This window comes from Holdemania sp. Marseille-P2844, assembly GCF_900120005.1.
Classification (GTDB): Bacteria; Bacillota_I; Bacilli_A; order Erysipelotrichales; family Erysipelotrichaceae; genus Holdemania.
In genome coordinates this window covers 231486-252340 of sequence record NZ_LT635452.1, presented here as the reverse complement: position 1 = coordinate 252340, position 20855 = coordinate 231486, and the positions used below count along the sequence as shown (strand labels likewise).

At 51.1% G+C, this 20855-nt stretch carries 18 protein-coding genes, 3 tRNA genes and 1 CRISPR repeat array; of the genes, 9 read left to right on the top strand and 12 right to left on the bottom strand.

Annotated elements, in window-relative coordinates:
• Nucleotides 1–40: 40 nt before the first annotated feature.
• Nucleotides 41–1357 (bottom strand): M18 family aminopeptidase, encoded by a 1317-nt coding sequence (locus BQ7364_RS11065; RefSeq protein ID WP_072685055.1) that lies wholly within the window; start codon nucleotides 1355–1357, stop codon nucleotides 41–43.
• 211 nt (nucleotides 1358–1568) lie between these two features.
• On the opposite strand from BQ7364_RS11065, the gene BQ7364_RS11060 reads away from it, so the two are divergent.
• A complete protein-coding gene (locus tag BQ7364_RS11060; RefSeq protein ID WP_072684774.1) occupies nucleotides 1569–2663 on the top strand; it encodes a 2-oxoacid:acceptor oxidoreductase family protein in 1095 nt (364 codons plus the stop codon).
• Nucleotides 2660–4882: a thiamine pyrophosphate-dependent enzyme gene (locus BQ7364_RS11055; protein ID WP_072684773.1), complete on the top strand. Its 2223-nt coding sequence runs from the start codon at nucleotides 2660–2662 to the stop codon at nucleotides 4880–4882. Before BQ7364_RS11060 ends, BQ7364_RS11055 begins: the two co-directional genes overlap by 4 nt.
• A gap of 219 nt (nucleotides 4883–5101) precedes the next feature.
• Here BQ7364_RS11055 and BQ7364_RS11050 read toward each other — a convergent pair whose 3' ends face one another.
• Both BQ7364_RS11050 and BQ7364_RS11045 read right to left on the bottom strand, forming a co-directional pair.
• A complete protein-coding gene (locus BQ7364_RS11050) occupies nucleotides 5102–5617 on the bottom strand; it encodes a dCTP deaminase/dUTPase family protein (protein WP_072684772.1) in 516 nt (171 codons plus the stop codon).
• Between the two features lie 217 nt (nucleotides 5618–5834).
• Entirely contained in the window at nucleotides 5835–6710 is an 876-nt protein-coding gene (locus BQ7364_RS11045) for an RNA-guided endonuclease InsQ/TnpB family protein (RefSeq protein WP_072684771.1), read from the bottom strand.
• Between the two features lie 445 nt (nucleotides 6711–7155).
• On the opposite strand from BQ7364_RS11045, the gene BQ7364_RS11040 reads away from it, so the two are divergent.
• The 3 genes from BQ7364_RS11040 to BQ7364_RS11030 all read left to right on the top strand — a co-directional run bounded on the left by BQ7364_RS11040 (nucleotide 7156) and on the right by BQ7364_RS11030 (nucleotide 7433).
• Nucleotides 7156–7246, top strand: a tRNA-Ser gene (locus BQ7364_RS11040).
• 32 nt (nucleotides 7247–7278) lie between these two features.
• A tRNA-Asp gene (locus BQ7364_RS11035) sits at nucleotides 7279–7354 on the top strand.
• Between the two features lie 5 nt (nucleotides 7355–7359).
• A tRNA-Gly gene (locus BQ7364_RS11030) sits at nucleotides 7360–7433 on the top strand.
• 500 nt (nucleotides 7434–7933) lie between these two features.
• On the opposite strand, the gene BQ7364_RS11025 is transcribed toward BQ7364_RS11030, so the two are convergent.
• Together BQ7364_RS11025 and BQ7364_RS11020 are read right to left on the bottom strand one after the other, a co-directional pair.
• Complete coding sequence (locus tag BQ7364_RS11025; RefSeq protein ID WP_195396059.1) at nucleotides 7934–8278, bottom strand: type II toxin-antitoxin system PemK/MazF family toxin; 345 nt, start codon at nucleotides 8276–8278, stop codon at nucleotides 7934–7936.
• Complete coding sequence (locus BQ7364_RS11020) at nucleotides 8278–9264, bottom strand: LolA family protein (protein ID WP_072684769.1); 987 nt, start codon at nucleotides 9262–9264, stop codon at nucleotides 8278–8280. Before BQ7364_RS11020 ends, BQ7364_RS11025 begins: the two co-directional genes overlap by 1 nt.
• A 98-nt stretch (nucleotides 9265–9362) precedes the next feature.
• On the opposite strand from BQ7364_RS11020, the gene BQ7364_RS11015 reads away from it, so the two are divergent.
• Complete coding sequence (locus tag BQ7364_RS11015) at nucleotides 9363–9557, top strand: hypothetical protein (RefSeq protein WP_072684768.1); 195 nt, start codon at nucleotides 9363–9365, stop codon at nucleotides 9555–9557.
• 198 nt (nucleotides 9558–9755) lie between these two features.
• Here BQ7364_RS11015 and BQ7364_RS11010 read toward each other — a convergent pair whose 3' ends face one another.
• The 4 genes from BQ7364_RS11010 to deoD all read right to left on the bottom strand — a co-directional run bounded on the left by BQ7364_RS11010 (nucleotide 9756) and on the right by deoD (nucleotide 12445).
• A complete protein-coding gene (locus BQ7364_RS11010; protein WP_072684767.1) occupies nucleotides 9756–9947 on the bottom strand; it encodes a hypothetical protein in 192 nt (63 codons plus the stop codon).
• 72 nt (nucleotides 9948–10019) lie between these two features.
• Entirely contained in the window at nucleotides 10020–10868 is an 849-nt protein-coding gene (locus tag BQ7364_RS11005) for a hypothetical protein (RefSeq protein ID WP_072684766.1), read from the bottom strand.
• The gene (locus BQ7364_RS11000) at nucleotides 10847–11593 is read right to left on the bottom strand and encodes an amino acid kinase family protein (RefSeq protein ID WP_072684765.1); all 747 of its coding nucleotides are present in this window, start codon (nucleotides 11591–11593) and stop codon (nucleotides 10847–10849) included. The genes BQ7364_RS11005 and BQ7364_RS11000 overlap by 22 nt, the downstream gene beginning before the upstream one ends.
• 141 nt (nucleotides 11594–11734) lie before the next feature.
• Complete coding sequence (deoD, locus tag BQ7364_RS10995; protein ID WP_072684764.1) at nucleotides 11735–12445, bottom strand: purine-nucleoside phosphorylase; 711 nt, start codon at nucleotides 12443–12445, stop codon at nucleotides 11735–11737.
• Nucleotides 12446–12605: 160 nt separating this feature from the next.
• On the opposite strand from deoD, the gene BQ7364_RS10990 reads away from it, so the two are divergent.
• Both BQ7364_RS10990 and BQ7364_RS10985 read left to right on the top strand, forming a co-directional pair.
• Nucleotides 12606–13256 carry a DsbA family oxidoreductase gene (locus BQ7364_RS10990; protein WP_072684763.1) on the top strand — a complete coding sequence of 217 codons (651 nt, stop codon included), beginning with the start codon at nucleotides 12606–12608 and terminating at the stop codon, nucleotides 13254–13256.
• Between the two features lie 282 nt (nucleotides 13257–13538).
• The gene (locus BQ7364_RS10985) at nucleotides 13539–14471 is read left to right on the top strand and encodes a ComEC/Rec2 family competence protein (RefSeq protein ID WP_072684762.1); all 933 of its coding nucleotides are present in this window, start codon (nucleotides 13539–13541) and stop codon (nucleotides 14469–14471) included.
• 288 nt (nucleotides 14472–14759) lie between these two features.
• On the opposite strand, the gene BQ7364_RS10980 is transcribed toward BQ7364_RS10985, so the two are convergent.
• Complete coding sequence (locus BQ7364_RS10980) at nucleotides 14760–15995, bottom strand: D-alanine--D-alanine ligase family protein (RefSeq protein ID WP_072684761.1); 1236 nt, start codon at nucleotides 15993–15995, stop codon at nucleotides 14760–14762.
• A gap of 182 nt (nucleotides 15996–16177) precedes the next feature.
• Here BQ7364_RS10980 and BQ7364_RS10975 point away from each other — a divergent pair, with 182 nt between their 5' ends.
• Complete coding sequence (locus BQ7364_RS10975) at nucleotides 16178–17443, top strand: AI-2E family transporter (protein WP_072684760.1); 1266 nt, start codon at nucleotides 16178–16180, stop codon at nucleotides 17441–17443.
• A gap of 195 nt (nucleotides 17444–17638) precedes the next feature.
• Nucleotides 17639–18202: direct repeats of the CRISPR family, unit length 33 nt; unit sequence GTCATACCGCGCGAGCGGTATGTGGATTGAAAT.
• A gap of 114 nt (nucleotides 18203–18316) precedes the next feature.
• Here BQ7364_RS10975 and BQ7364_RS10970 read toward each other — a convergent pair.
• Entirely contained in the window at nucleotides 18317–19234 is a 918-nt protein-coding gene (locus BQ7364_RS10970) for an isoaspartyl peptidase/L-asparaginase (RefSeq protein ID WP_229100739.1), read from the bottom strand.
• Nucleotides 19235–19247: 13 nt separating this feature from the next.
• Nucleotides 19248–20855: a Mur ligase family protein gene (locus tag BQ7364_RS10965; protein ID WP_083538554.1), complete on the bottom strand. Its 1608-nt coding sequence runs from the start codon at nucleotides 20853–20855 to the stop codon at nucleotides 19248–19250.

The window sequence follows — 20855 nt, the reverse complement described above, 5'->3', positions numbered from 1 at the left end:
GCGGTTTCCGCTGTTTTTACTATGGACCGGCAGCCGCGTTTTAATCCGCCTGCTGAATCAGCACGCCTTCCTCCGGCATGCAGCGGTGCGTGCTGTAAAACTGCCTGATCGCCCGGATCATCGCCGCGCTGTCTTCGATCCCGGCTGTTTCATTGCACGAATGCATGGCCAGCTGCGGTAATCCGATATCGACTGAAGCGATGCTGACCTGCGAAGTGCTGATGCTGCCGAGCGTTCCGCCGCCCTTCAAATCCGAGCGGTTGGTGAAATACTGCGTTTTGACGCCGGCCTGACGGCACAGCTCGACAAACAACGCGGAGCTGATCGCATCGGAGGTATAGCTCTGGTTGGCGTTGTATTTGATCACGATGCCCTGGTTCAAATAGACGCGGTTGGTCGGATCGGATTTCTCCGGCACATTGGGATGAACGGCGTGAGCATTATCGGCGGAAATCATCAGCGACGAGGCCAATGCCCGCTGCAGCTCCTCTTCTTTCAGCTGCACCGCGGACAAAATCCGCCGCAGCGTGTCGATCAAAAAGGCCGAGGCCGCGCCCTGACGCGTGCGGCTGCCAACTTCCTCGTTATCGAAGCAGCAGTACACGTTCAGCGACCGGCGGCTGTGTCCCTGCAGAAATCCCTGCAGCGTCGTATAGGCGCATTGCAGATCATCGAGATGCGGACTCGAAATAAACTCGTGATGCCGGCCCCAGACATAGCCTTTCTGCAGACAAGTTAAGTACAGATCAAAGCTGAGCACATCCGCCTGAGCGATCCCCAGTTCTTCCGCCAGCAGCGCTTTCATGTCAAACGGCTCGCTGCCCAGGCCGATCAGCGGAAGCATATCCTTCTGAGCGTTGTAGCTGGCGTTGGTATTGGCTTCCCGGTTCATGTGGATCGCTAAAGAAGGAATCGTCAGCAACGGCCGTTCTATATTGAGATACCGGCTGACAATCTGTTCGCCCTCGCGCACGATTACCCGGCCGGCCAGCCCCAGCGGACGGTCCATCCAGGTGCTGCAAAGCATGCCGCCGTAGCCCTCCGTGTTCAGCTTGAGATATCCGTTTTCACAAATAACGGCATTCGGCTTCAGCTTAAAGGTCGGAGCATCGCTGTGGGAAGCGACGATGTTGAAGCTCAGCTGGTCCAGCGTTTCCGGCATCTGCCATGCCAGCAGACTCGAATGATTGCGGATCGTAAAATAACGGCCGCCCGGCGTCAATGTCCAGGCTGCGCTCTCCACTTGTTCTTCATACCCGGCTTCCGCTAACCGCGCTTTCAGCTGCTCCACCGCCTGAAAGCTGGTTGGACTGGCCGCAATAAAATCAAGCATGTCTTGAATTTCTGTGTATTCCATTTTCTTCACCTCGTTCGATTTTTCGGAAATTCCCGAAATTTTCATTCCTAAAACTTAGCCGCAGAAAACTGCGTCATCTCAATTATACTCATTTTCCCCGTCAGCGACACATAAAAAACATCAATTCCCGGCGGATTTGACTGTTAAAACAACGCAAAACGGACAGAATGACTAGCAGAATCATGAAGAACGAATTCAAGGAGGAAACGACATGACCATCCAAACCACTCTGCCCCGGGTCAATGAGCTGGGGTATTATGAAATGCGGCTGGAAAGCATCGGCGGTCTGGGCGCAAATCTGTGCGGCAAGCTGCTGGGCGAGCTGGGCGCGGTGCAGCTGGGCTTAAACGCCGCCAGCTTTTCCAGCTACGGCTCGGAGAAACGCGGCTCGCCCGTCAAGGCCTTTATCCGTTACAGCGCTCCGACACAGGAGATCCGCATCAATTCACCGGTCCGCCATCCCGACTGCCTGGCATTGTTCCACGAAGCGATGGCCGGCAAGCTGCCGGTGAACGCCGGCGTGCAGCGGCATTGTCAGGTTGTCGTCAACACCGCGCTCGAGGGCGCGGCCATCCGCGAGCGGATGCAGCTGGCCGCCCGGGATATCTACTGCGTCGACGCCCTCGCACTGGCCTTGCAGTCCAAATCCCGCGTGAACATGGTCATGCTTGGCGCGATTGCGAAGGTCAGCGGCTTTATCCCGTTAGACGCTGTAAAACAGGCCGTGATCGCCACGCTGGGCACAAAAGCGCCGGATCTTTTAGGCGCCAACTTGGAAGGCGTGCAGCGCGGCTACGATGAAGTCCGGGCCTATCATTTCGATGACGACCGCTATCCCGAGATTCCCTTTGACAACGAAAGCGGCGGCTGGGGCTGGAAAACCGCGCCGATCGGCGGCGTTAACCCGATTCCCGGCAGTTCCGTCCGCAACGACCTGTCCGCCAGCCGCGAAGGCTATCTGCCTTTGTTTGAGCCGGAAAAATGCATTCACTGCGGTCTGTGCGATTCTACCTGCCCGGATATGGTGTTTCAGTTCTTCCCCGGTGAGCTGAAAGGCCGGAAAACGATGCTTAACCGCGGTCTGGACTATCGGTTCTGCAAAGGCTGCCTGCGCTGCGTCGACATCTGCCCGACCCACGCGCTGACCCGCGGTGAGGAAAAAGAACATCCGCATCCGGATTATTTTACCCCGGTGCGCGATCTGTTAACGCCAGACCTGCGGCAGACGCATACCGGTGCCAACAGCTGGGTTACCAGTGAATCGCCGAATGAAGAAATACTGGAAAAAGGAGGAACCGCGCGATGAAAAAACAGATCAGTCTGTACGAAAGCGGCAACGAGCTGGCCGCGATGGCCGCCAAACAGATCAACTATCATGTGATGGGCTATTATCCGATCACCCCGTCGACGCAGATCGCCGAAAACCTCGATCTCATGAAAGCCCAGGGACTGCATGATATTTCCCTGATCGCGGCTGAAGGCGAGCACAGCGCCGCCGGCATTTGTTACGGCGCCAGCACCGGCGGCGGGCGTGTGTTCAACGCCACCAGCGCCAACGGTCTGCTTTATGCGCTAGAGCAGCTGCCAGTTCAGTCAGGCACCCGGTTTCCGATGGTTATGAACGTTGCCTGCCGCACGGTGTCCGGACCGCTGTCGATCAAGGGCGATCACAGCGACATCATGATGATGCTGAACTGCGGCTGGATTATTCTGTTCGCCAACAGCGTGCAGATGGTCTACGATTACAACCTGATCGGACTGAAGCTGGCTGAAGCCGTCAATCTGCCGGTCGCGGTCGCTTTCGACGGTTTCTTCACCAGTCATCAGAAACGCCGCTGCATGATTTTCGCAGACGATCAGGACGTTCAGGATTACGTCGGGCCGGTCAGAAAACGCACTAACATCTTGGACACAGAACATCCGGTGACGATCGGATCCTATATGAATGAGCCGGATCTGATCAATAACAAATATCAGCTGCACGAAGCGATGGAACAGGCGCTGAATGAAATCGAACCGTTGTTTGAGGAATTTGAGGAACTGAGCGGACGGCCGCAGCATCTGGTCGAAACCTATCGGGCCGAGGACGCCGCCGTCGTGATTTTCGCGCTCGGCTCAACGTTCCACACCTTAAAAGAAGCCGTCGATCAACTGCGCAAAGAGGGCATCGAAGCGGGAGCGGCGACCCTCACGATGATCCGGCCATTTCCCAAAGCAAAGCTGATCGAGAAGATCGCGCACGCTCAGACGTTAATCATCCTGGACCGGCAGGACAGCTATGGGGCGCAGGGCGGCAATATGTCGCTGGAAATCCGGGCGGCACTGCAGGAGGCAAAGCTGGATTGCGAGGTTTATACGCGGATCTACGGTTTGGGCGGCAAGGATTTTTACTATGAAGAAGCGGTAAAGCTGGTCAAGGAATGCGTTGGACAGGATTTGCCGAAGTTCGATTATCTGCAGATCAGCGAAGGTCAGCCAGTTCAGGAGCCTGAGTATTTTAAACCGTTGTCCGCCGGCGATACCGAGCTGGGATTCACCCGCTGTGTGCTCAATGAACAAGGCCGGCCGCAGGTGCAGGGCGGACAGATCGCGGCGACGACCGCGATGCCGAAACGGCTGGCGCCCGGTCATGGAGCGTGTCCGGGATGCGGCATTCCCGTCAATGTGAACCTGTTGCTGCGAGGTATCGAAGGCCTGGTCGTTTTGTTGTTTCAGACCGGCTGCGGCATGGTCGTCACGACCTCCTATCCGAAGACTTCCTTTAAAGTTCCTTATTTGCATAATTTATTCCAAAACGGCGCGGCGACAGTCGCCGGACTGGCTGAAATGTTTCATCAACGTCAGAAGCGCGGAGAATTACCGAAAGGAGAGATCACCTTCATCATGATCAGCGGCGACGGCGGTATGGACATCGGTCTGGGTTCCGCCATCGGCGCGGCTCTGCGCAACGATGCGTTTATTTTAATGGAATATGACAACGGAGGATACATGAACACCGGCTACCAGCTCTCCTACTCGACACCGATGGGAGCACGGAGTTCTACTTCGCATATCGGCAAGACGCAGTATGGAAAAACGTTCGTCAATAAAGATACACCGCAGATCATGGCGGCCGCGGGCGCGCAGTATGTGGCTACCGTTGCCGAATCGCAGCCGGTGGATTTCTTGAAAAAGGCGGCTAAAGCACAGTATTACGCGAAGAATAAAGGCTTTGTGTATTTAAAAGCACTGTCTGCCTGTCCGCTGAACTGGGCGGATGTGCCGAGCCAGGAACGCAAGGTGATCCAGGCCGCGGTGGACTGTGGTTATTTCCCGCTGTACGAAATTGAGGAAGGTGTCACGACGATCAATTACAATCCGGAGAAAACGGGAAAACAGATTCCGGCGCTCGACTGGCTGAAAATGATGGGCCGCACGCGGCATCTGGGAAAGCCGGAGTACGCCGAGGTTGTCGATCACATCCAGAAGGAAATTGACAAGCGATGGATCCGGCTGAAGGCACGGGCGGAAAGTGAAGTGTTGTAGAAGCAAACGTTGATTTTAACTAAGGACAATGGATGTTAATCCGCGGAACGAACGCTTGATATTCGTTCAGAAAAATCAGATCGCAGGATAACCCGGCGTGCCCGTTTTTAATAAAGTTTTTAAACATCAGAAAAACGCAGAATTGCCCTGCCCCACTGTTACAAAGGGGAGAGAAAACCTGCGTTTTTTCTTTATGATTTTGATTCTATGCTATTCAATTTATTTCTGGGTCGTGCTGCCGAAGCCGCCGTTGCGCAGCTGATCCGCGTCATCGTCGACCGTAATGCCGTATTCAACAAAAATTCCCTGCATGAAGCCCTCCCCCTGCGCCAGAGAAAGCGTCTTTCCTTCACGGGAGTCGTTGATCAGCTTGCAGAAAATATGGCCTTCGTTATCGGAACCATAATAATCCGAGTCGATAATGCCGACGGTATTGTTGAACTGCAGCCGGTACTTAAATCCCAGGCCGCTGCGCGGATAGCATTTCAGCACCCAGCCGGCTGCGATTTGGACGCGGATGCCGGTTGGAATTTTAAGCGACTCGCCGGGGTTGAGACTGAAGCTTTGCGGCGCAAAGAAGTCATAGCCGGCGGAACCGAGGGTCGCCCGCTTCGGCAGTTGAATCTGATCATAAATCTGGGCCGCTTCCGCCGCCGTTGAGCCAGGAAATGTATCAAGCCAGTCCTGAATGAATTGTGTTTCACTTACTTTTTGAAATTTCGCGATTTTCTGCATGGAATTTGTTCCTTTCCTTTGGGATTCGATTCTGTTTCAAAGATCGCCTTCATTGTAAAGAAAAGGATCGGCTTTTGTCAACAGCGGCACAGACCGATCCTTATGCACTTTGAGATCCCCTTATCTCAAAGATTATTTTTGGGTTCAAACCTCACAGCGTGATTGAGATAAGGGCACGCAAAGACCCGTCCTGGCACAGAACGTATAGTTTACCAGGCTATCCGGCCACAGGACCGGATTCAGGCGCATGAACAATATTCATCGCGCCGACAAGATCCCGATGACAGCGAAAACCGCAGACACAGTGATAAAAACGTTTGTCAGGGGTGTTGAGTCTGCCGCATTGCGGACATCGTTTTGATGTATTGCGGGGGTTAACGAAAACTACGCGAAGTCCCTCGCGCCGGGCTTTGTAACGAAGGTTGTCGATCAGCCGATAGTAGGACCATTGATTTAAATCCCGCTTATCCCGGGAATGCTTGACTTCGCGTTTTCCAATTCCATGAAGTTGTTCCACGCAAAGGACGCCGACATTCTGTTCCAGCGCAAACTGAATCAACTGCGAGCTGAGAATATGACATTGCGTAATCTCCCAGCGATAAAGTCCATGATTTAATTCTTTGATTCGCTTGTAGTCTTCTTTTTTCTGCAGCTCCGTAAGCTTGGCATAAAACGCATTGCGGCGGAAGCGGGCCTCACGGCCATTACCGAAGAAACGAATTTTGCCATCGTCGGTATACGCGACCGCCGGAACTTTAATTCCCAGATCGATTCCCATTCGTTTTGTCGATAGGCTCCGTGGTTTTTCCGGAACCTTCACATTAAATTCGGCGGCCCATCCTTGTTTGCAGGGATGGATGGTCAGCTTCCCGAGTTCCATTTTCAGATAGCGCTGCTGATAGGGTTCGGCCATGATCGGCAGTTTCAGCGTGTCGCCGATGCCAAAACGGCCGCCGACTTGAATTTCGAGTTCGTTGTTCGTAATTCGGAAGTTAGGTTGATGCCAGCAGCATTGCGGAGCTTTTAGTTTAAGCTTCGGATTGTTAAACTTCTGAACATGTTTAAAAATGTCCTTCGCATCCTGAACGACCATAGCCCGGCTCCAAAACGGGATGAAGGTACAGAAATCACCGTATGAGACGTAAACCGGGTGTTTGTTCTGGATGTAGAGCTGAAGTAAGTTGTTTACTTCATTTTGGTAGGCTTTCACCATGAATGTGAGTATCCGCGACGTGTTTTCATCCGTTTTTAATAAAATGCGGCTGGTAAGATATAGGATATCCCCTCCTTGAGTGATGATCCCTACACTTATAATATTGCGCGTTTTTTGAAAAAGTCCCCTAAAAAAGTCAAAAAACTTTTAAAATTTTTTCTAAGCCTTAGAATACAGGCATAATTTAAGGTCATCCTTATTTGGAATAAAAGCGTCCGATTTGGACAATCTCAATTTTTTTATTTTTTTCAAAAAAATTTTAAAAAAAGACTTGTCAAATGTACTTCTTCATGGTAGTATATAAAAGCGCTGTGAGTTACCAAGTGAAGAAGTACTCAAGAGGCTGAAGAGGTGCCCCTGCTAAGGGCATAGGTCGCGAAAGCGGCGCGCGGGTTCAAATCCCGCCTTCTTCGCCACATTACAGTGCGCGCGCCGAAACAACGATATTGGTCTGGTGGTGTAGTGGTTAACATGCCTCCCTGTCACGGAGGAGATCGCGGGTTCAAGTCCCGTCCGGACCGCCATTATCGCAGGTGTAGTTCAATGGTAGAACGCAACCTTGCCATGGTTGACACGAGGGTTCGATTCCCTTCACCTGCTCCATTGCGATAACAATGACTTTGATTGAATGAATCAAGGTCATTTTTTTATGTCATCCGCACTCCGTTTCGCAATCCCCGTTTCAGAAGTCGCCGGGAATCTCCAGCCATTTCGTTCAGGCAAGCTTGTCCCTAACTCAATCACCCCTGCGATTTTTCCCGAATCCAGAACTTGAACCCGTGCTCACCTCCGCTTTCCCACCAGCCCATCCATTCCGACTTTCGCTCCCCATGCCGCCATTACCCGACCTCCGTCGGGCAGCCCCATCCTAACCGACTTCTGAACCGAATTTCCTTAACTTCATCAAGGAAAATGATAAATTTTCATAATCTGTCCATTTCATCAATCTAACTCAGCCTGGAACAGAAACCACTTTCCCTTCCCTTTCCAACGAAAAAGACTGACGGCTCAAGGTGTCATTTACCTTTACGCCGTCAGTTTTTAATAAATAGAAATTAGAACACCGCCCAAAATCAGTCATAGCTTTCAAGACAATACCTCGGTTATCCCCACTCCAACCCCAGGCTCACGCACAAGGCCTCGTCGATTGCCTGCAAGGTTTTTCGATCCAGGGTGCAAACCCACTGCCCCAATCGCTGTTTATCAATCGTCCGGATCTGTTCCAGCAGGACGATCGACGCCTTCTCCAAAGAATCCGCCGGCAGAATCACATGCGTGGGAATCGGCGGTTTTGTCAGCCGGCTGGAAATCGGCGCCACGATCAATGTCGGCGAAAACCGATTCCCTTTATCATTCTGGATGACCACGACCGGCCGCAATCCCCCCTGTTCACTTCCGACGCTCCCCGCCAGGTCAGCATAATACACATCCCCTCGGCGCACCATCATTATTTCATGACCGATACTTGCATGCTTTCTACAACCTGCATCATCTCCTGCGGCGTCAGATCATTGGAATATACGGAATACTCGACCTGACTGTTCGTGATCGTCAGCCGGTTTCCATCATAATAACCGACAAGTCCCAACCCTTCGATCAGATCACCGCTGACTTCCGTCACTGTCAGCTCCTGACTCGGCGCTCTTTCCGTCTGCACAACTGTGAAATCCCGCTCGCCGCTGAATTCCAGAATATGCTGCGGCTGCCCATTGACAGAAGAGACTGTGGAAGCGATTAATTTGGAATCAAAAACGGTCATCGGATACAACGGCAATTCAATCAGACCAGTATAGCCGCTCGTCGGTGTCTCAATCGAACTTTTCGGCGTCTCAAAATACCCCGCTTCAAAACCTTCATTATAGCTGACCGCTGTAAATTCCATGGTCAATGCCGGAGCGTTATTTGCGTCGTAGGCAATCAGATACAACGGTTTTGTATCCTTGTTAAACTTGATCTCCTGTCGGACAAGCTGCGCAGCGCTTGGATATTTCGCGTCCGCGCTGATCAGAATGCCGTCCTTTTCTTTTTTCGTCTGATGGTCGTTTTTCAGCACTTCCATCATCGTCTGCAATAAATACGGCTTCGGCGAGTTCATCGGCCATTCGCCTTGGAACTTAAACACCTGGTTGAGCGAAGGGGTGACAACGAAGACGCCTTCTTTATTCTTCAGAATGATCTGTTCCTGGTTCAGCGACTTATCAATCATGCTGACCTTGAAATACTCGTCTTCGCCCTCCTTCATCCATGAGGATGTAATCGCGTAGTTCTTGAATTCTTCGCCGCTGGAAATTTCCATATTTCCTTCCAGCTTGTAGCTGGTCAGCTTCTGCATGGTTTTGTCTGCCTTCTTTTCAAACGAGCTGGGCTTCAGCACAAGAAACAAGGCGACGGCCAACAAAAGGACCCCAACGATCACTGCGACTTTCTTCTTCATAATTCCACCTTTCCTTTTCAACACAAGGTATGCGCTTTTGTGTCGGTTCATGCATAAATCCATGCACGTCCGCTATCCTGTAATAGGAGGAACTGTTCATGAAGCGAATTCTTAATATCAGTCTTTTCCTGTCAATCCTCGCTTGTTTGCTTTATGGGATTGAAGGTATCTTTCAGCTGGATCTGATCGCCAGTCTGTCGCTTTACGCCCCCGGCATCGCCGTGATTTTGAAAGTGATCTTCGCCGCCTGCGGGATGATCAATATCTTATGGTTTTCCGCCGATTCCGATTAAGTCTGTCTATCCTTGATTATAAAAACCATCCATGCACAATCCCGGAGTTCTCGGTTGCCGGATAGAATCTAAAACTTGAACTTCCGCTTTGTGAGAATTCATTTTTTTACGGCCAGATGAGCGGACTTCTGTGAAAAAAGCGGAGAAGCAGAGCTGCGATCTAACCAAAAGAAAAGAGCGTTTTCTGCGCTCTGCTTCTTATTGAACTGTGAATCCCGCTTCGCGGATTGCAGTCTTGGCGGCGTATACCAAATCGTTGGAACCTTCGATCACCACCGCGCCGCTCTGCAGCGCTACCTTATATTCAACCCGGGTATCGTCCAGCGCCGCACGAATGCGGGCAGCCTGATCCTCGGTTTTCAACTCCCGGACAAAAATGATCGTCTTCATTTCCTGGCCTCCTGTTCTGCGTGTTCATTATAGCGAGTTTCCTGACGCTTGCCAAGAAAAAGGATTCAAGTTTCAGGAATTCTTCAAAGTCAGCCCGGCCGCAGCAGCAATTTGACGGGCGATTGCCGCGATCTGGCACGCCTGCAGCGGATCGGAAATCAGCCGCAGACGCCACTGATTCTCATTCTGCCCCTTTTGGATCTGATCAATCAAAATCCGTGTTTCCTGGCTGGCAGTCTGCCTGTTATCCAGCGGTTTTTCCACCGGCAGCAGCAGCGAATGGTCCGGATGTTGTAAAAGAGCGCGGAATTGACCATCTTTCAGCGAACGGCTGAGCAAGAGATCCAGGCGTGCTTCGACATAGGGAGTTCCTTCCAGCAGGCGGGGATTTCGGACGTCGATGCCGATTCCTGGCAGCAGCGTTTTCAGCTGACTTTGCAGCATCTGCGCAGTCAGCCCCGAATTGATTTTCAAATTTTCTTCCTGACGCGTGGTCTGTACCCCGATGCGGCGAACAGCCTGACATTGCATCAAAGGCTGCAGCGCGGTGGCGATCATCCAGGCTTCCGGCGCCGGGAATCGGAACTGACAGGCAGGGCCGGTTTCCAACCCCAGCTGGCAAGGCAAACTGTCGATGGATTGCCCGCTGATCACCCCTGCTTTCAAACGGTGGCTGAGCTGACCTATTCCCTCGCCATCACGGCTGGGCGGCAGAATCACAATGAGTTCTGCGCGTTCCAGAAGCATTCGGGTCAGCGGCTGGGGACGAATTTGTCCGCCTGTCAAGCTTAAAGGCGACAGTCCTTTCTGACTGCTTGCCCAATTCAGGCTGCATGGACAGCCCAGGATTTCACATTCGCCGATCAGCCGGCGGACCTGCGCCGGTTTGTCAGTCACGATTAACGTTCGGAGTCTGCGCATGGTTGAATCCACGTTCCTTTCCCAATCTGCAGCGAGGAGCCTACCCACACCCGCAGCTGATGTTCGCGCGCAAATAAAATACTCTGCCGCTGCATCACCCGCGCGCCGGCGTCGATCATCCGCAGCATCTGATCATAATCAATCTCATCCCAATGACGGGCATCAGGATAAACTTTCGGATCACGATCGTAAATACCGCTCACATCCGTCAGAATATAGACGTCTTCCAGCCCCAGTGCCTGGGCCAGCAGCATCGCCGTATAATCGCTGCCGCCCCGGCCCAGCGTCGTAATCTCATGATCGAGCGTGATTCCCTGATAACCAGGGACGATCAAACAGTCGCAATGATCGAGTTTTTCAAGCAATTTTCCGGTTGTCACCGTTAGAACCTCGGCCTCGCCATAATGATCGTTGGTGATGATCCCCAGCTCCTGCGTGCTGAGGGTATCGCTGAGGACTCCATTCTGACGGCACAGGGAATTGATGACCAGCGTACTGATCATCTCGCCGGCTGAAACCAGCCGGTCGCGCTGCTGAGGGGTCAGATATTTGGCAAGGGACATCAGCGTATCCGTCGCATAGGGATCAGGATACCGGCCCATGGCGGAGACCACGGCAATCACTTTCATTTCCGGAATCAGGCGGCGGATCAGGCGGACAGCGCGATTGCGGGCAGCTTCCTCTTTTAACGATGTCCCCCCGAATTTGATAACACAGATTTCCATAATCCAGCCCCTTTCGTCTTCAACCTAGACTATGAGGGAGAGCGGAAGACAACCGGGAGCTTGCCCAAACTGAAGTCAGAAAAAAACCGGCGGCTGCCGGTTCTTTCTGCTTTGTGATAATTGGAAAAACGTGAGATGTGCTTATTCCGCCGCTTCCAGCGCGATCTCCATCATTTTGGTGAAGGATGTCTGGCGCTGTTCATGGGTTGTCACTTCCGAAGTGACAAAGGAATCGGAGACCGTGATCAGGCATGCAGCGTTTTTGCCTAAGACATGGGCGTTGTGGAACAGCGCGAAGCTTTCCATTTCTACAGCCAGGCAATGATGAACGTCTGTCAGCTCCTTGATGTAATCGTTGCCGCCTTCGCGGTAGAAGACGTCGCTGGAGTGAATGCAGCCGACATGCAGCGGCATGCCCAGTTTTTCTGCCGCGTCTTTAATCCGCTGGTTGAGCGTTTCCGACGGATAGGTTTTATCCTGATCATAACCGCTCTGGACTTTCGCATAGCTGGATTCGCTGTAGGCGCTGTCGGCCAGCACGACATCAAAGACTTTCAAATCCGGCGAATACGCGCCGGCTGAGCCGATTCGGATAATGTTTTCGACACCATACTGGCTGAACAGCTCATAGGAATAAATGCCGATGCTCGGCATCCCCATGCCACTGCCCATGACGGAAATCGTTTTACCCTTATAGGTTCCGGTGTAGCCGAACATATTGCGGACGGCGTTGAACTGGACAGGATTTTCCAGGAATGTTTCAGCGATGAATTTGGCGCGCAGGGGATCCCCCGGCATCAGGACGGTTTTGGCGATCTGCCCTTTTTCGGCACTGTTGTGCGGTGTTGACATAGTTGAGTTCCTCCTTATTTTCCAGATGTATTATAGCATGTTTAACGGCTGGAAGCGATGGATAAGCGGCCGGGATTGTGCAGGAAATTCCGCAGAAAAAGCACAAGCATTGACAACGGGGCACTGGCCGGCTATGATCGGTTCAGAAAGAAGGCCTGTTATGAAAATTTCGATTTTCTTTGATTTTGTCTGTCCATTTTGTTATGTCGGGCTTCATTCGCTATCCCGGGCGATCGAAGGTCTGGATGTTGAATTGGATTTTCACCCTTATGAGCTGCGGCGCTTTCCAACGCCGAAGGTCGATCCGATGCATGATGAAAAGCGGCTGAAGCGGTTTGACGAAGTGTTGAAGCCGATGGCGCAGGCATTGGGAATCGAGATGAATCTGCCCTGGATCAGTCCGCATCCCTACACGACCGATGCGTTTCAAGGGTTTTATTTTGCCAGACAGGCAGGCCGGGAGCTGGATTATGTGCGGCTGACGTTTGACGTTTTCTACCGGCAGCAGAAAGATATCGGCGATCCGGCGGTGCTGCGAATGGTCATGGATGAGTTGGGACTGGACGGCGCGGCGTTTGCGCAGGCTTTAACGAACGGAACCTTCCTTGCGGAGGTCGATCGGGATTGGGAAGCGAAGCCGGCGCTGAACCTCGAAGGCATCCCGGCCTATCAAATGAATGGCGAAAAGATCCAAGGCTATCACACCCCCAAGGAATGGCGGGCGATCATTCTGGATCAGGCAGAGAAAACCATGGCGGGTCTGGTCTGCACGCCAAAGGGCTGCAATCCGGCATCACAACCGTTGGAATGATTTTCTACCTTGATCATCCGCTAAACTTTTTTAAGCCGCGATGGTGGGCGGCGATCAAGATTCTGACAGCTTTCACAGTCTGAGCAGGAAAGCTGTTTTTAACAGGATAAAAGCTGACATTTCGCTTTTCAAAAAAGACAAGACTTGTCGTCCGGTAAGTTTTTCGGCATAATAAAAACGAATTCTTTTTCGGTATTCAATTCAAAGATCTGTGCCGGTTCGCTCAAAGGAAAAAAGATTCCCGAAAGAAGCGGCAAAGCCGTCACGGAAGAAAGGAGAATTATGAGAAAAACAACGCGCAGACGTTCTGTCCGCCGATCGAAAAAAACGGCTAAAGTCACGCTGGGTTCGTTACTGGGCGCTTTGATCTTGGCGGGTCTGAGTTATTTCAGCCCCCAATGGCTGCCTGAATCTGATGCTTTAAGAAACAACACGGCGGCGACGCCCGTTCACACGCAGGTGAATTCGGCGCTGACCGTTCATTTTATCGACGTCGGTCAGGCGGATGCGATTCTGATTCAGTCCGGCGCAGAAGCGATGATCATCGACGCCGGCAACAATGCCGACGCGAAACTGGTCACCGATTATCTGCAGCAGCAGGGAATCACTCATTTAAAATATGCGATCGGCACGCATGCCCATGAAGATCATGTAGGCTCGCTGGACGCCGTCCTGTATTCCTTCGACGTGGAAACGGTCATGCTTCCTCAGCGCACGCTGGATTCGAAAACGTACAAAGACGTCATTCAGGCGATCGAAACGACGCAGACGTCGTTGATCCATCCGCAGCCGGGCGATACCTTCACCTTGGGTGAAGATCAGTTTACGATCTTGGGACCGCTTAGCGAGGAGTATTCCGAAGTCAACAATTCCTCGATTGTCCTGCGTTATGTCCATGGACAAACTTCCATTCTGTTCACCGGCGACATGCAGGCGCAGTCTGAGAAGGATGTGCTGGCCAGCTATGCCAACGTCCAGGCCGATATCCTGAAAGCTCCCCATCATGGTTCAGAGACATCTTCTACTCAAGCATTCTTGGAAGCTGTCAATCCCCGAGATGTGATCCTCTCCGTCGGCTTGAACAACGATTATGGTCTGCCTTCGGAAGATGTGCTGAAACGCTATGAAAAGATGGGATTTTCCATTTACCGCACCGATCAGCTGGGAACGATTCTGATCGAAAGCGACGGCGTCAATTATACGATTCATAACTAATACCCTCTTGCCGTCACCGCAAGGTCAACGGATTTCCCTGTGAATCAGGGATGGCAGAAAAGTGATAAAAAGAAACCAGCTTGAACTCCTGCGCTTCCATGGAAGACGCCGGTTGATCAAACTGGTTTTTCTTATTTTTCAATTTGGCTGTTTCGTCTTGAATAACATTCATCGGGATTTCAGGCTGTTCCTTACTTCAACCCCTTCTTCAGAAACGGATCGAAGATGGCTTCTGCCAGACTTTTCTAAACTAAGGAAGGACCCGTCTAACTGACCGGGGTTCAAAGGTTATTTCGTTCCTTTGGTACCTTTCGTTCCGCCGTTGTTCTTGTTTGCGCTGTAACTGGCCAACAGATTGGTTTCATAGGAGAAAATCATTTTCTCCCGCCGACGCTGGCGGTCAATCGCCTGAGATACCAGCGTATCCATTAATTGAGTAAAGCTGACGCCGACCGGCTGCCACAGATAATAGGCCAGCGAGCCTGGAATTGTATTGATTTCATTGACGTATATCATCCCGTTATCGCCATCCATCATAAAATCAATCCGGCATACGCCGCTGGCGCTCAGCACCTTGAAGGTTTCAATCGCCAGATTCCGGATTTTTTCCGTCGTCGCTTCATCGACCGGCGCCGGCACGATCCGCGCCGCACTGGCCATTCCGCCATCGCCGCTCTTGGTCCCGCACTTAGCTCCGCCTTTGGAACCGCTTTTCGTTGCGCCCTGACCTAAATATTTATCTTTAAAACTCATGATTTCATCCTGCTTGCCGACTTCCTCCAGGACGCTGGCCTGACAATCAAAGCAGCTGCCCAGAACTGAACAGTTGATCTCCCGCAGGTTCTTTACCATCTGTTCGACAACGATCTTGTTATCATATTGCCGTGCGTCTTCGACCCCGGCGATAAATTCTTCGTCATTATGCGCGATCGTGATGCCGACCGAAGAACCCAGGCAAGCTGGCTTCATGACCACCGGATAGCCTAATTCATGCACCTGAGCTAAAACCGCTTCCTGCTTGTGCGCGAATTCATGGCCATACAGCCAGAACCAAGGGCAGACCGGCAACCCGCTGTTCTGCAGAATATGCTTCATCACAACTTTATCCTGACCGACAGCAGCGCCGATCACATCGCAGCCGGCATACGGAATTTTCAGCATTTCCAGATACCCCTGAATCGTTCCATCTTCGCCGTTGGTACCATGCATGATCGGAACGATGACGTCGACCGTGCCGATCGGTTTGGTAAACAGACCTTTTTTAATCGGTTCCACAACGACTTCCTTGCCTTTTTTCACCAGCACAACCGGCGTCGCTTTCTGAATCAGCTCATCGAGATTTTTATAATTTTCAACATCCAGCAGCGCAGGCGACGAATAGAAATCACGCTGCTTTGAAATATATAAGGGAATCACTTCATAACGTTCTTTATCCAGGGCTTCAATACCCTGCAGAGCTGAAATCACGCTGACTTCATGCTCGACAGATTCACCGCCGAAAACAACTCCAACACGAATTTTCATACTTCACTCTCCTAATCTGGCCTCTCCCTACTGTATGCCGGAGATAGCTTGTCATTTCCTTTATTTGCAGGAAATCCTCGTCTATTATAGCAGATTTTCGTCAGGTTGACCTTGTATTTTAAGCTTAATCATTATAATCTATAACTAACCAACCGATAACTGTTGAAGGAAAGGACAGGATTATGATTCCTAAAGATATCTTAAAAAAGATCAAGCCCTGGATGTGGCTGTCGACGTATATTGTTTTACTGCTTTTCGCTCTCGTTCATTTTCAGGATTTAATGGGTGTACTGGGGAAAGTAATGCATCTGTTAACCCCATTATTTTACGCGATCGGCATCGCCTTTGTGCTGAATCAGCCGATGAAGGCTATTGAAAAGGGATTGATCAGACTGATCCAGGCGCTGCCGCGAAGCAAAAAGAACCCACCGCAGAAAGAACCGAAGGTCCGCGGTATTTCGATCTTCCTGACGCTGCTTCTGGCGCTGGCTGTCTTGTTTGTCTTGTCGAGTATTATTTTCCCTCAGCTAATCACGTCGATCGTACAGCTGTTCAATAACTGTGTTGTCTATGCCGGCAATATTGTGGAAAACATCAACAATTTGTTAGCCAGTCTGCATCTGGAAAACATTGAATGGGATCTGGATACGACGAAGCTGCAGGCTGCGCTGGATCAGCTGGGCTTAAGCGCTGATAAAATTTTCCAGACCGCAACCAACTGGGTCGGCGGTACCGGCATGACGGTGATCAACAACATTTCCGCGATCACCGTCGGTGTAAGCAACTGGGTAATGGGCTTCATGTTAAGTCTGTATCTGCTTTCCAGCAAAGAGAAATTCATCCGTCAGCTGAAGAAATTGATCGGCGCCCTGCTTCCCTTATCGGCGGCAAACCGCGTCTTGACATTGGGACGAAAAACGAATCAGACATTCTCCAGTTTCATTTCAGGGCAGCTGTTAGAAGCGTGTATTCTGGCGATGTTGTATTATGTTTCCATGACTTTGTTCAAGATGCCGTATGCCATGTTAATCAGCACGGTCATCGGCGTTACCAGTATCGTTCCGATGTTCGGAGCGATGTTGGGAATGGCGTTCGGCTGTGTTCTGATCTTCGCGATCAACCCGTGGATGTCCTTGTTTTTCATGGTTTATTTCCAGATCGTGCAGCAGTTTGAAAACAATTTGATTTACCCGCGGGTTGTGGGGAATTCCGTAGGTCTTCCGGGGATCTGGGTCTTGTTATCCATCGTAGTATTCGGCGGTCTGTTAGGGTTGTTCGGAATGTTGATCGCAGTTCCGGCAACGGCAGTTCTATACACCTTGTTAGGTGAATTCGTCAATGGCCGGATGCGGAAAAAGGGACAGATTTTGGATGAATCCGGATTGCTCAGTCTGGATTCAATTTCAAGTCCTAAGCAGGACTCTTCATCTTCGAACGAGAATCAATAAGCTTAAGCGCAAGGTCTTCAAAGGCCTTGCGTTTTTTGTCAATTTGAGTGCGAACATGAAGTGAACATAAAAACCCAGGGAGGTTCGCACCGTAAAAATGTGAATATTAAGGAAAATGTTGCAAGTACACTCAAGAATGTTTATGATAAGAGTGAGATAGGAAACATATGATCTTAATTCAGTTTCTTATCTGCGGTCATACCGCGCGAGCGGTATGTGGATTGAAATACCGCGGACACCGGCGACAATGAACCATATTCCGTCATACCGCGCGAGCGGTATGTGGATTGAAATTTTTAGAACCCGTTCTCTGTTCGCTTCGGCTTCTGTCATACCGCGCGAGCGGTATGTGGATTGAAATCCATCAGGACAACCGCCATCTGCCAACTCATCTGTCATACCGCGCGAGCGATATGTGGATTGAAATTACTTGTAATTCAATTATTCGGATAAAATCTGCTGTCATACCGCGCGAGCGGTATGTGGATTGAAATTTGATCCGCTCTTTCACACGCCGGATTTCTGTGGTCATACCGCGCGAGCGGTATGTGGATTGAAATACACCATGCTCGATAAAGCATGAATTCGATCATGTCATACCGCGCGAGCGGTATGTGGATTGAAATTGACAAATTCCTAATCATTGAAAAAACACCTGGGTCATACCGTGCGAGCGGTATGTGGATTGAAGTTTATTACCTATATAGGTCTACGCTATAGGTTCACGTCATATCGTGCAATCGGTACGTTGATTGAAATCTAAGACCTGTATACCTGCTGATCCACCCGTTCATACCTATCCTTGTACTCACACACTAAAAAACCTGTTTTCTGCCACCTTAAGCTGAGAAAACAGGCCTTTTTCATTTCACTCTAATCTACATCCTGATCTGTATCGTTCCAAGCTCGGATCGTACAACCATCCTGATCCGGCTCCGCAACATAAACCTGGGCTGGATGATCCTGATCACTGACCACGAAAGCAAACTTGATATTCGTACCAACACCCCAGCGCCCTTCCTTATCGACGCAAATTAAGGAAATCGCTTCAGCCCTGCCCCGTTTCCGAATTAACTTCCGCGTGAATTCTGCAACGAGCGATGAAGCCGCTCTCTGGGGATCCTGTCCCTGCTGCAGTCGGCGTACCGCCTCATAGCTCAGACACCCTTTCATGATTTCTTCACCCACGCCCGTAGCGGCCGCAGCCCCGATTTCACTATCCGCATAGAAACCACTCCCGCAGACCGGCGAATCGCCCACGCGCCCCGGCTTCTTCATGAACAGTCCCGAAGTCGATGTTCCAGCCGCCAACGTTCCCTGTCCATCCAGACAACAAACCCCAACCGTATCATGTCCTTTATAACTGGATAACGGTTCCGGCTCCGCCCGGCGCTGCTCATAAATCACCTGCGCTTCCGGAGTTAATAATTCCATCGTTTCCATGCCTGACTGAACCGCAAACTGCGATGCACCCTCGCCAACCAGAAAATTATTAAACTGCTGATCCGCACAATGCCGCGCCAGTTTAAACGCCGACGCTACCTTTTCAACACAGCCGACCGCTCCGATGGATAACGTATCACCGTTCATATAACCACCGTCCAACTGCACGACGCCCGCCTGATTCGGCAGTCCCGAATAACCGACGGAATGAAACCGCGGATCCCTTTCGACTGCGGTGATCACCGTCTCCAGCGCCTGATCGGCCGAGCCTGATTTTCGCAAATTCGCTTCCGCCAGCCGCATGCCTTCCGCCGCCATTTTCCACGTTGCGATTAAAGTCCACTTCATTGATTTTGGCTCCTTATTGATTAAACGCATCCGGCAAATCATTTTCCAATAAAATGGTATCCGTGTAGGCTGCCTTTTGATAAACAAGACCAAACGCTTCCTTCACTGTCGCGACGATATGCACATGCGCCATATCAAATCCGCAAGCCTGTAATCCCTCGACAATCGGCTCCGTCTGCCGTTTGCCCACCAGAATGACCTCATCCGCGCAATCCTTCATCTTCATGCCGAACTGCTTATTGATCTCATGCTGACGCGGACCCAGATCGATCATCCCCGGCGTGACGATAAACCGGGTGCCCGGCATTGTCTTCAGCACCTGCAAAGACATCGCAGAGCCCACCGGATTTGAATTAAACGCGTCGTCAATAAACGTATAACCATTAATCTTCTTCACTTCCAGCCGATGCTCGACATACCGCACCTGCGCCACTGCACTCTGCAGCTGTTCCCAACTGACACCCAGATGCCGGCCAACCGCCACAGCCGCCAGAATATTCGCAATGTTGTGTTCACCCAATAAACGCGTTTTAAACGGAATATCCGCACCCTCGCGCGTATGGATATCAAACGAGGATCCCTGCGGACCAAAGCTGATATTCACAGCCCGGTAATCCACGTCTTCCTGTTCGATGCCATACCAGGCGATCGGACACTTATTTTTGATATAGTAATTCCGGATCAGCTCGTTATCCTTATTCAATACACCGAAGCCCGTGACCGGCAGCTTCTCGATCATCTTCATTTTTTCCGTGACGATATTTTCCTGAGAACCAAACGTATTCAGATGCTGCGGACCGATCGAGGTTACTAAGCCGATCTGCGGCTGCACAAAATCCATCAGCTGCTCGATATCGCCGACATGATCCGCCCCCATCTCGCAAATGAACACCTCATGCGTCGGTTTCAGCTGTTCGCGGATGGTGATCGTGATTCCCATCGGCGTGTTGAACGACGCCGGCGTCGGCAGCGAATAGAACTTCTCAGAAAGAATCTGCTGAAGAATATTTTTTGAAGAGGTCTTGCCGTAGCTGCCCGTAATCCCGATCTTAATCAACCGGTCATGACTCTTCAAAATTTCCTTTGCCAGCTTCATATAGTGTTTTTTGATCAACTTCTCAAACGGACTGGTAATCCAGGCCATGGGAAAGATTAAAAGCCAGTTGATCCAGCACGCTGCGACAACCCACAACGCCCATAACGGATAATCCGTCAGCATGACCGCCGGGATCAGCCACAGGCAGTTCAGCACAAGCATGACGGCGATCTGCCGTTTAACCCGCGCGGTCACCGCCAGCGGTTTGATATAGTTTTTTTTCTTTTCCCGATATAAAGTAATCCCGCCGACAAACACCGCCAGCCACACCGTCGCGATCTTCCCCAGCCGGTAATCCGGAATCACTATGCAGCCGAGCGCCAGAACGAGAATCAGCACAGGAAACAGCCAGTGCTTCCACACTTTCAGCTGATCTTTTCCCCACTGAATATACCGCCCCGGCTCATACCGGTTCTGCTGGAACATGTGCAAAGCATGCTTCCAGGGAATCACCATCATACACAAAAGCAGTGCTGAAAACAGCACTTTCTCTAATAAATCCTGAATCTGTCTTAAAAACTCCAT

Bases quoted from the DNA above. Each gene is read 5' to 3' on its own strand.
- BQ7364_RS11000 (WP_072684765.1), bottom strand. From the start codon at position 11,593: ATGGAAATCTGTGTTATCAAATTCGGGGGGACATCGTTAAAAGAGGAA.
- BQ7364_RS10965 (WP_083538554.1), bottom strand. From the start codon at position 20,855: ATGGAGTTTTTAAGACAGATTCAGGATTTATTAGAGAAAGTGCTGTTT.
- BQ7364_RS11020 (WP_072684769.1), bottom strand. From the start codon at position 9,264: ATGAAGAAGAAAGTCGCAGTGATCGTTGGGGTCCTTTTGTTGGCCGTC.
- BQ7364_RS10985 (WP_072684762.1), top strand. From the start codon at position 13,539: ATGAGAAAAACAACGCGCAGACGTTCTGTCCGCCGATCGAAAAAAACG.
- BQ7364_RS10970 (WP_229100739.1), bottom strand. From the start codon at position 19,234: ATGAAGTGGACTTTAATCGCAACGTGGAAAATGGCGGCGGAAGGCATG.
- BQ7364_RS11060 (WP_072684774.1), top strand. From the start codon at position 1,569: ATGACCATCCAAACCACTCTGCCCCGGGTCAATGAGCTGGGGTATTAT.
- BQ7364_RS11025 (WP_195396059.1), bottom strand. From the start codon at position 8,278: ATGATGGTGCGCCGAGGGGATGTGTATTATGCTGACCTGGCGGGGAGC.
- BQ7364_RS11010 (WP_072684767.1), bottom strand. From the start codon at position 9,947: ATGAAGACGATCATTTTTGTCCGGGAGTTGAAAACCGAGGATCAGGCT.
- BQ7364_RS11050 (WP_072684772.1), bottom strand. From the start codon at position 5,617: ATGCAGAAAATCGCGAAATTTCAAAAAGTAAGTGAAACACAATTCATT.
- BQ7364_RS10990 (WP_072684763.1), top strand. From the start codon at position 12,606: ATGAAAATTTCGATTTTCTTTGATTTTGTCTGTCCATTTTGTTATGTC.
- BQ7364_RS10975 (WP_072684760.1), top strand. From the start codon at position 16,178: ATGATTCCTAAAGATATCTTAAAAAAGATCAAGCCCTGGATGTGGCTG.
- BQ7364_RS11055 (WP_072684773.1), top strand. From the start codon at position 2,660: ATGAAAAAACAGATCAGTCTGTACGAAAGCGGCAACGAGCTGGCCGCG.
- deoD (WP_072684764.1), bottom strand. From the start codon at position 12,445: ATGTCAACACCGCACAACAGTGCCGAAAAAGGGCAGATCGCCAAAACC.
- BQ7364_RS11045 (WP_072684771.1), bottom strand. From the start codon at position 6,710: ATGGTCGTTCAGGATGCGAAGGACATTTTTAAACATGTTCAGAAGTTT.
- BQ7364_RS11015 (WP_072684768.1), top strand. From the start codon at position 9,363: ATGAAGCGAATTCTTAATATCAGTCTTTTCCTGTCAATCCTCGCTTGT.
- BQ7364_RS11005 (WP_072684766.1), bottom strand. From the start codon at position 10,868: ATGCGCAGACTCCGAACGTTAATCGTGACTGACAAACCGGCGCAGGTC.
- BQ7364_RS10980 (WP_072684761.1), bottom strand. From the start codon at position 15,995: ATGAAAATTCGTGTTGGAGTTGTTTTCGGCGGTGAATCTGTCGAGCAT.
- BQ7364_RS11065 (WP_072685055.1), bottom strand. From the start codon at position 1,357: ATGGAATACACAGAAATTCAAGACATGCTTGATTTTATTGCGGCCAGT.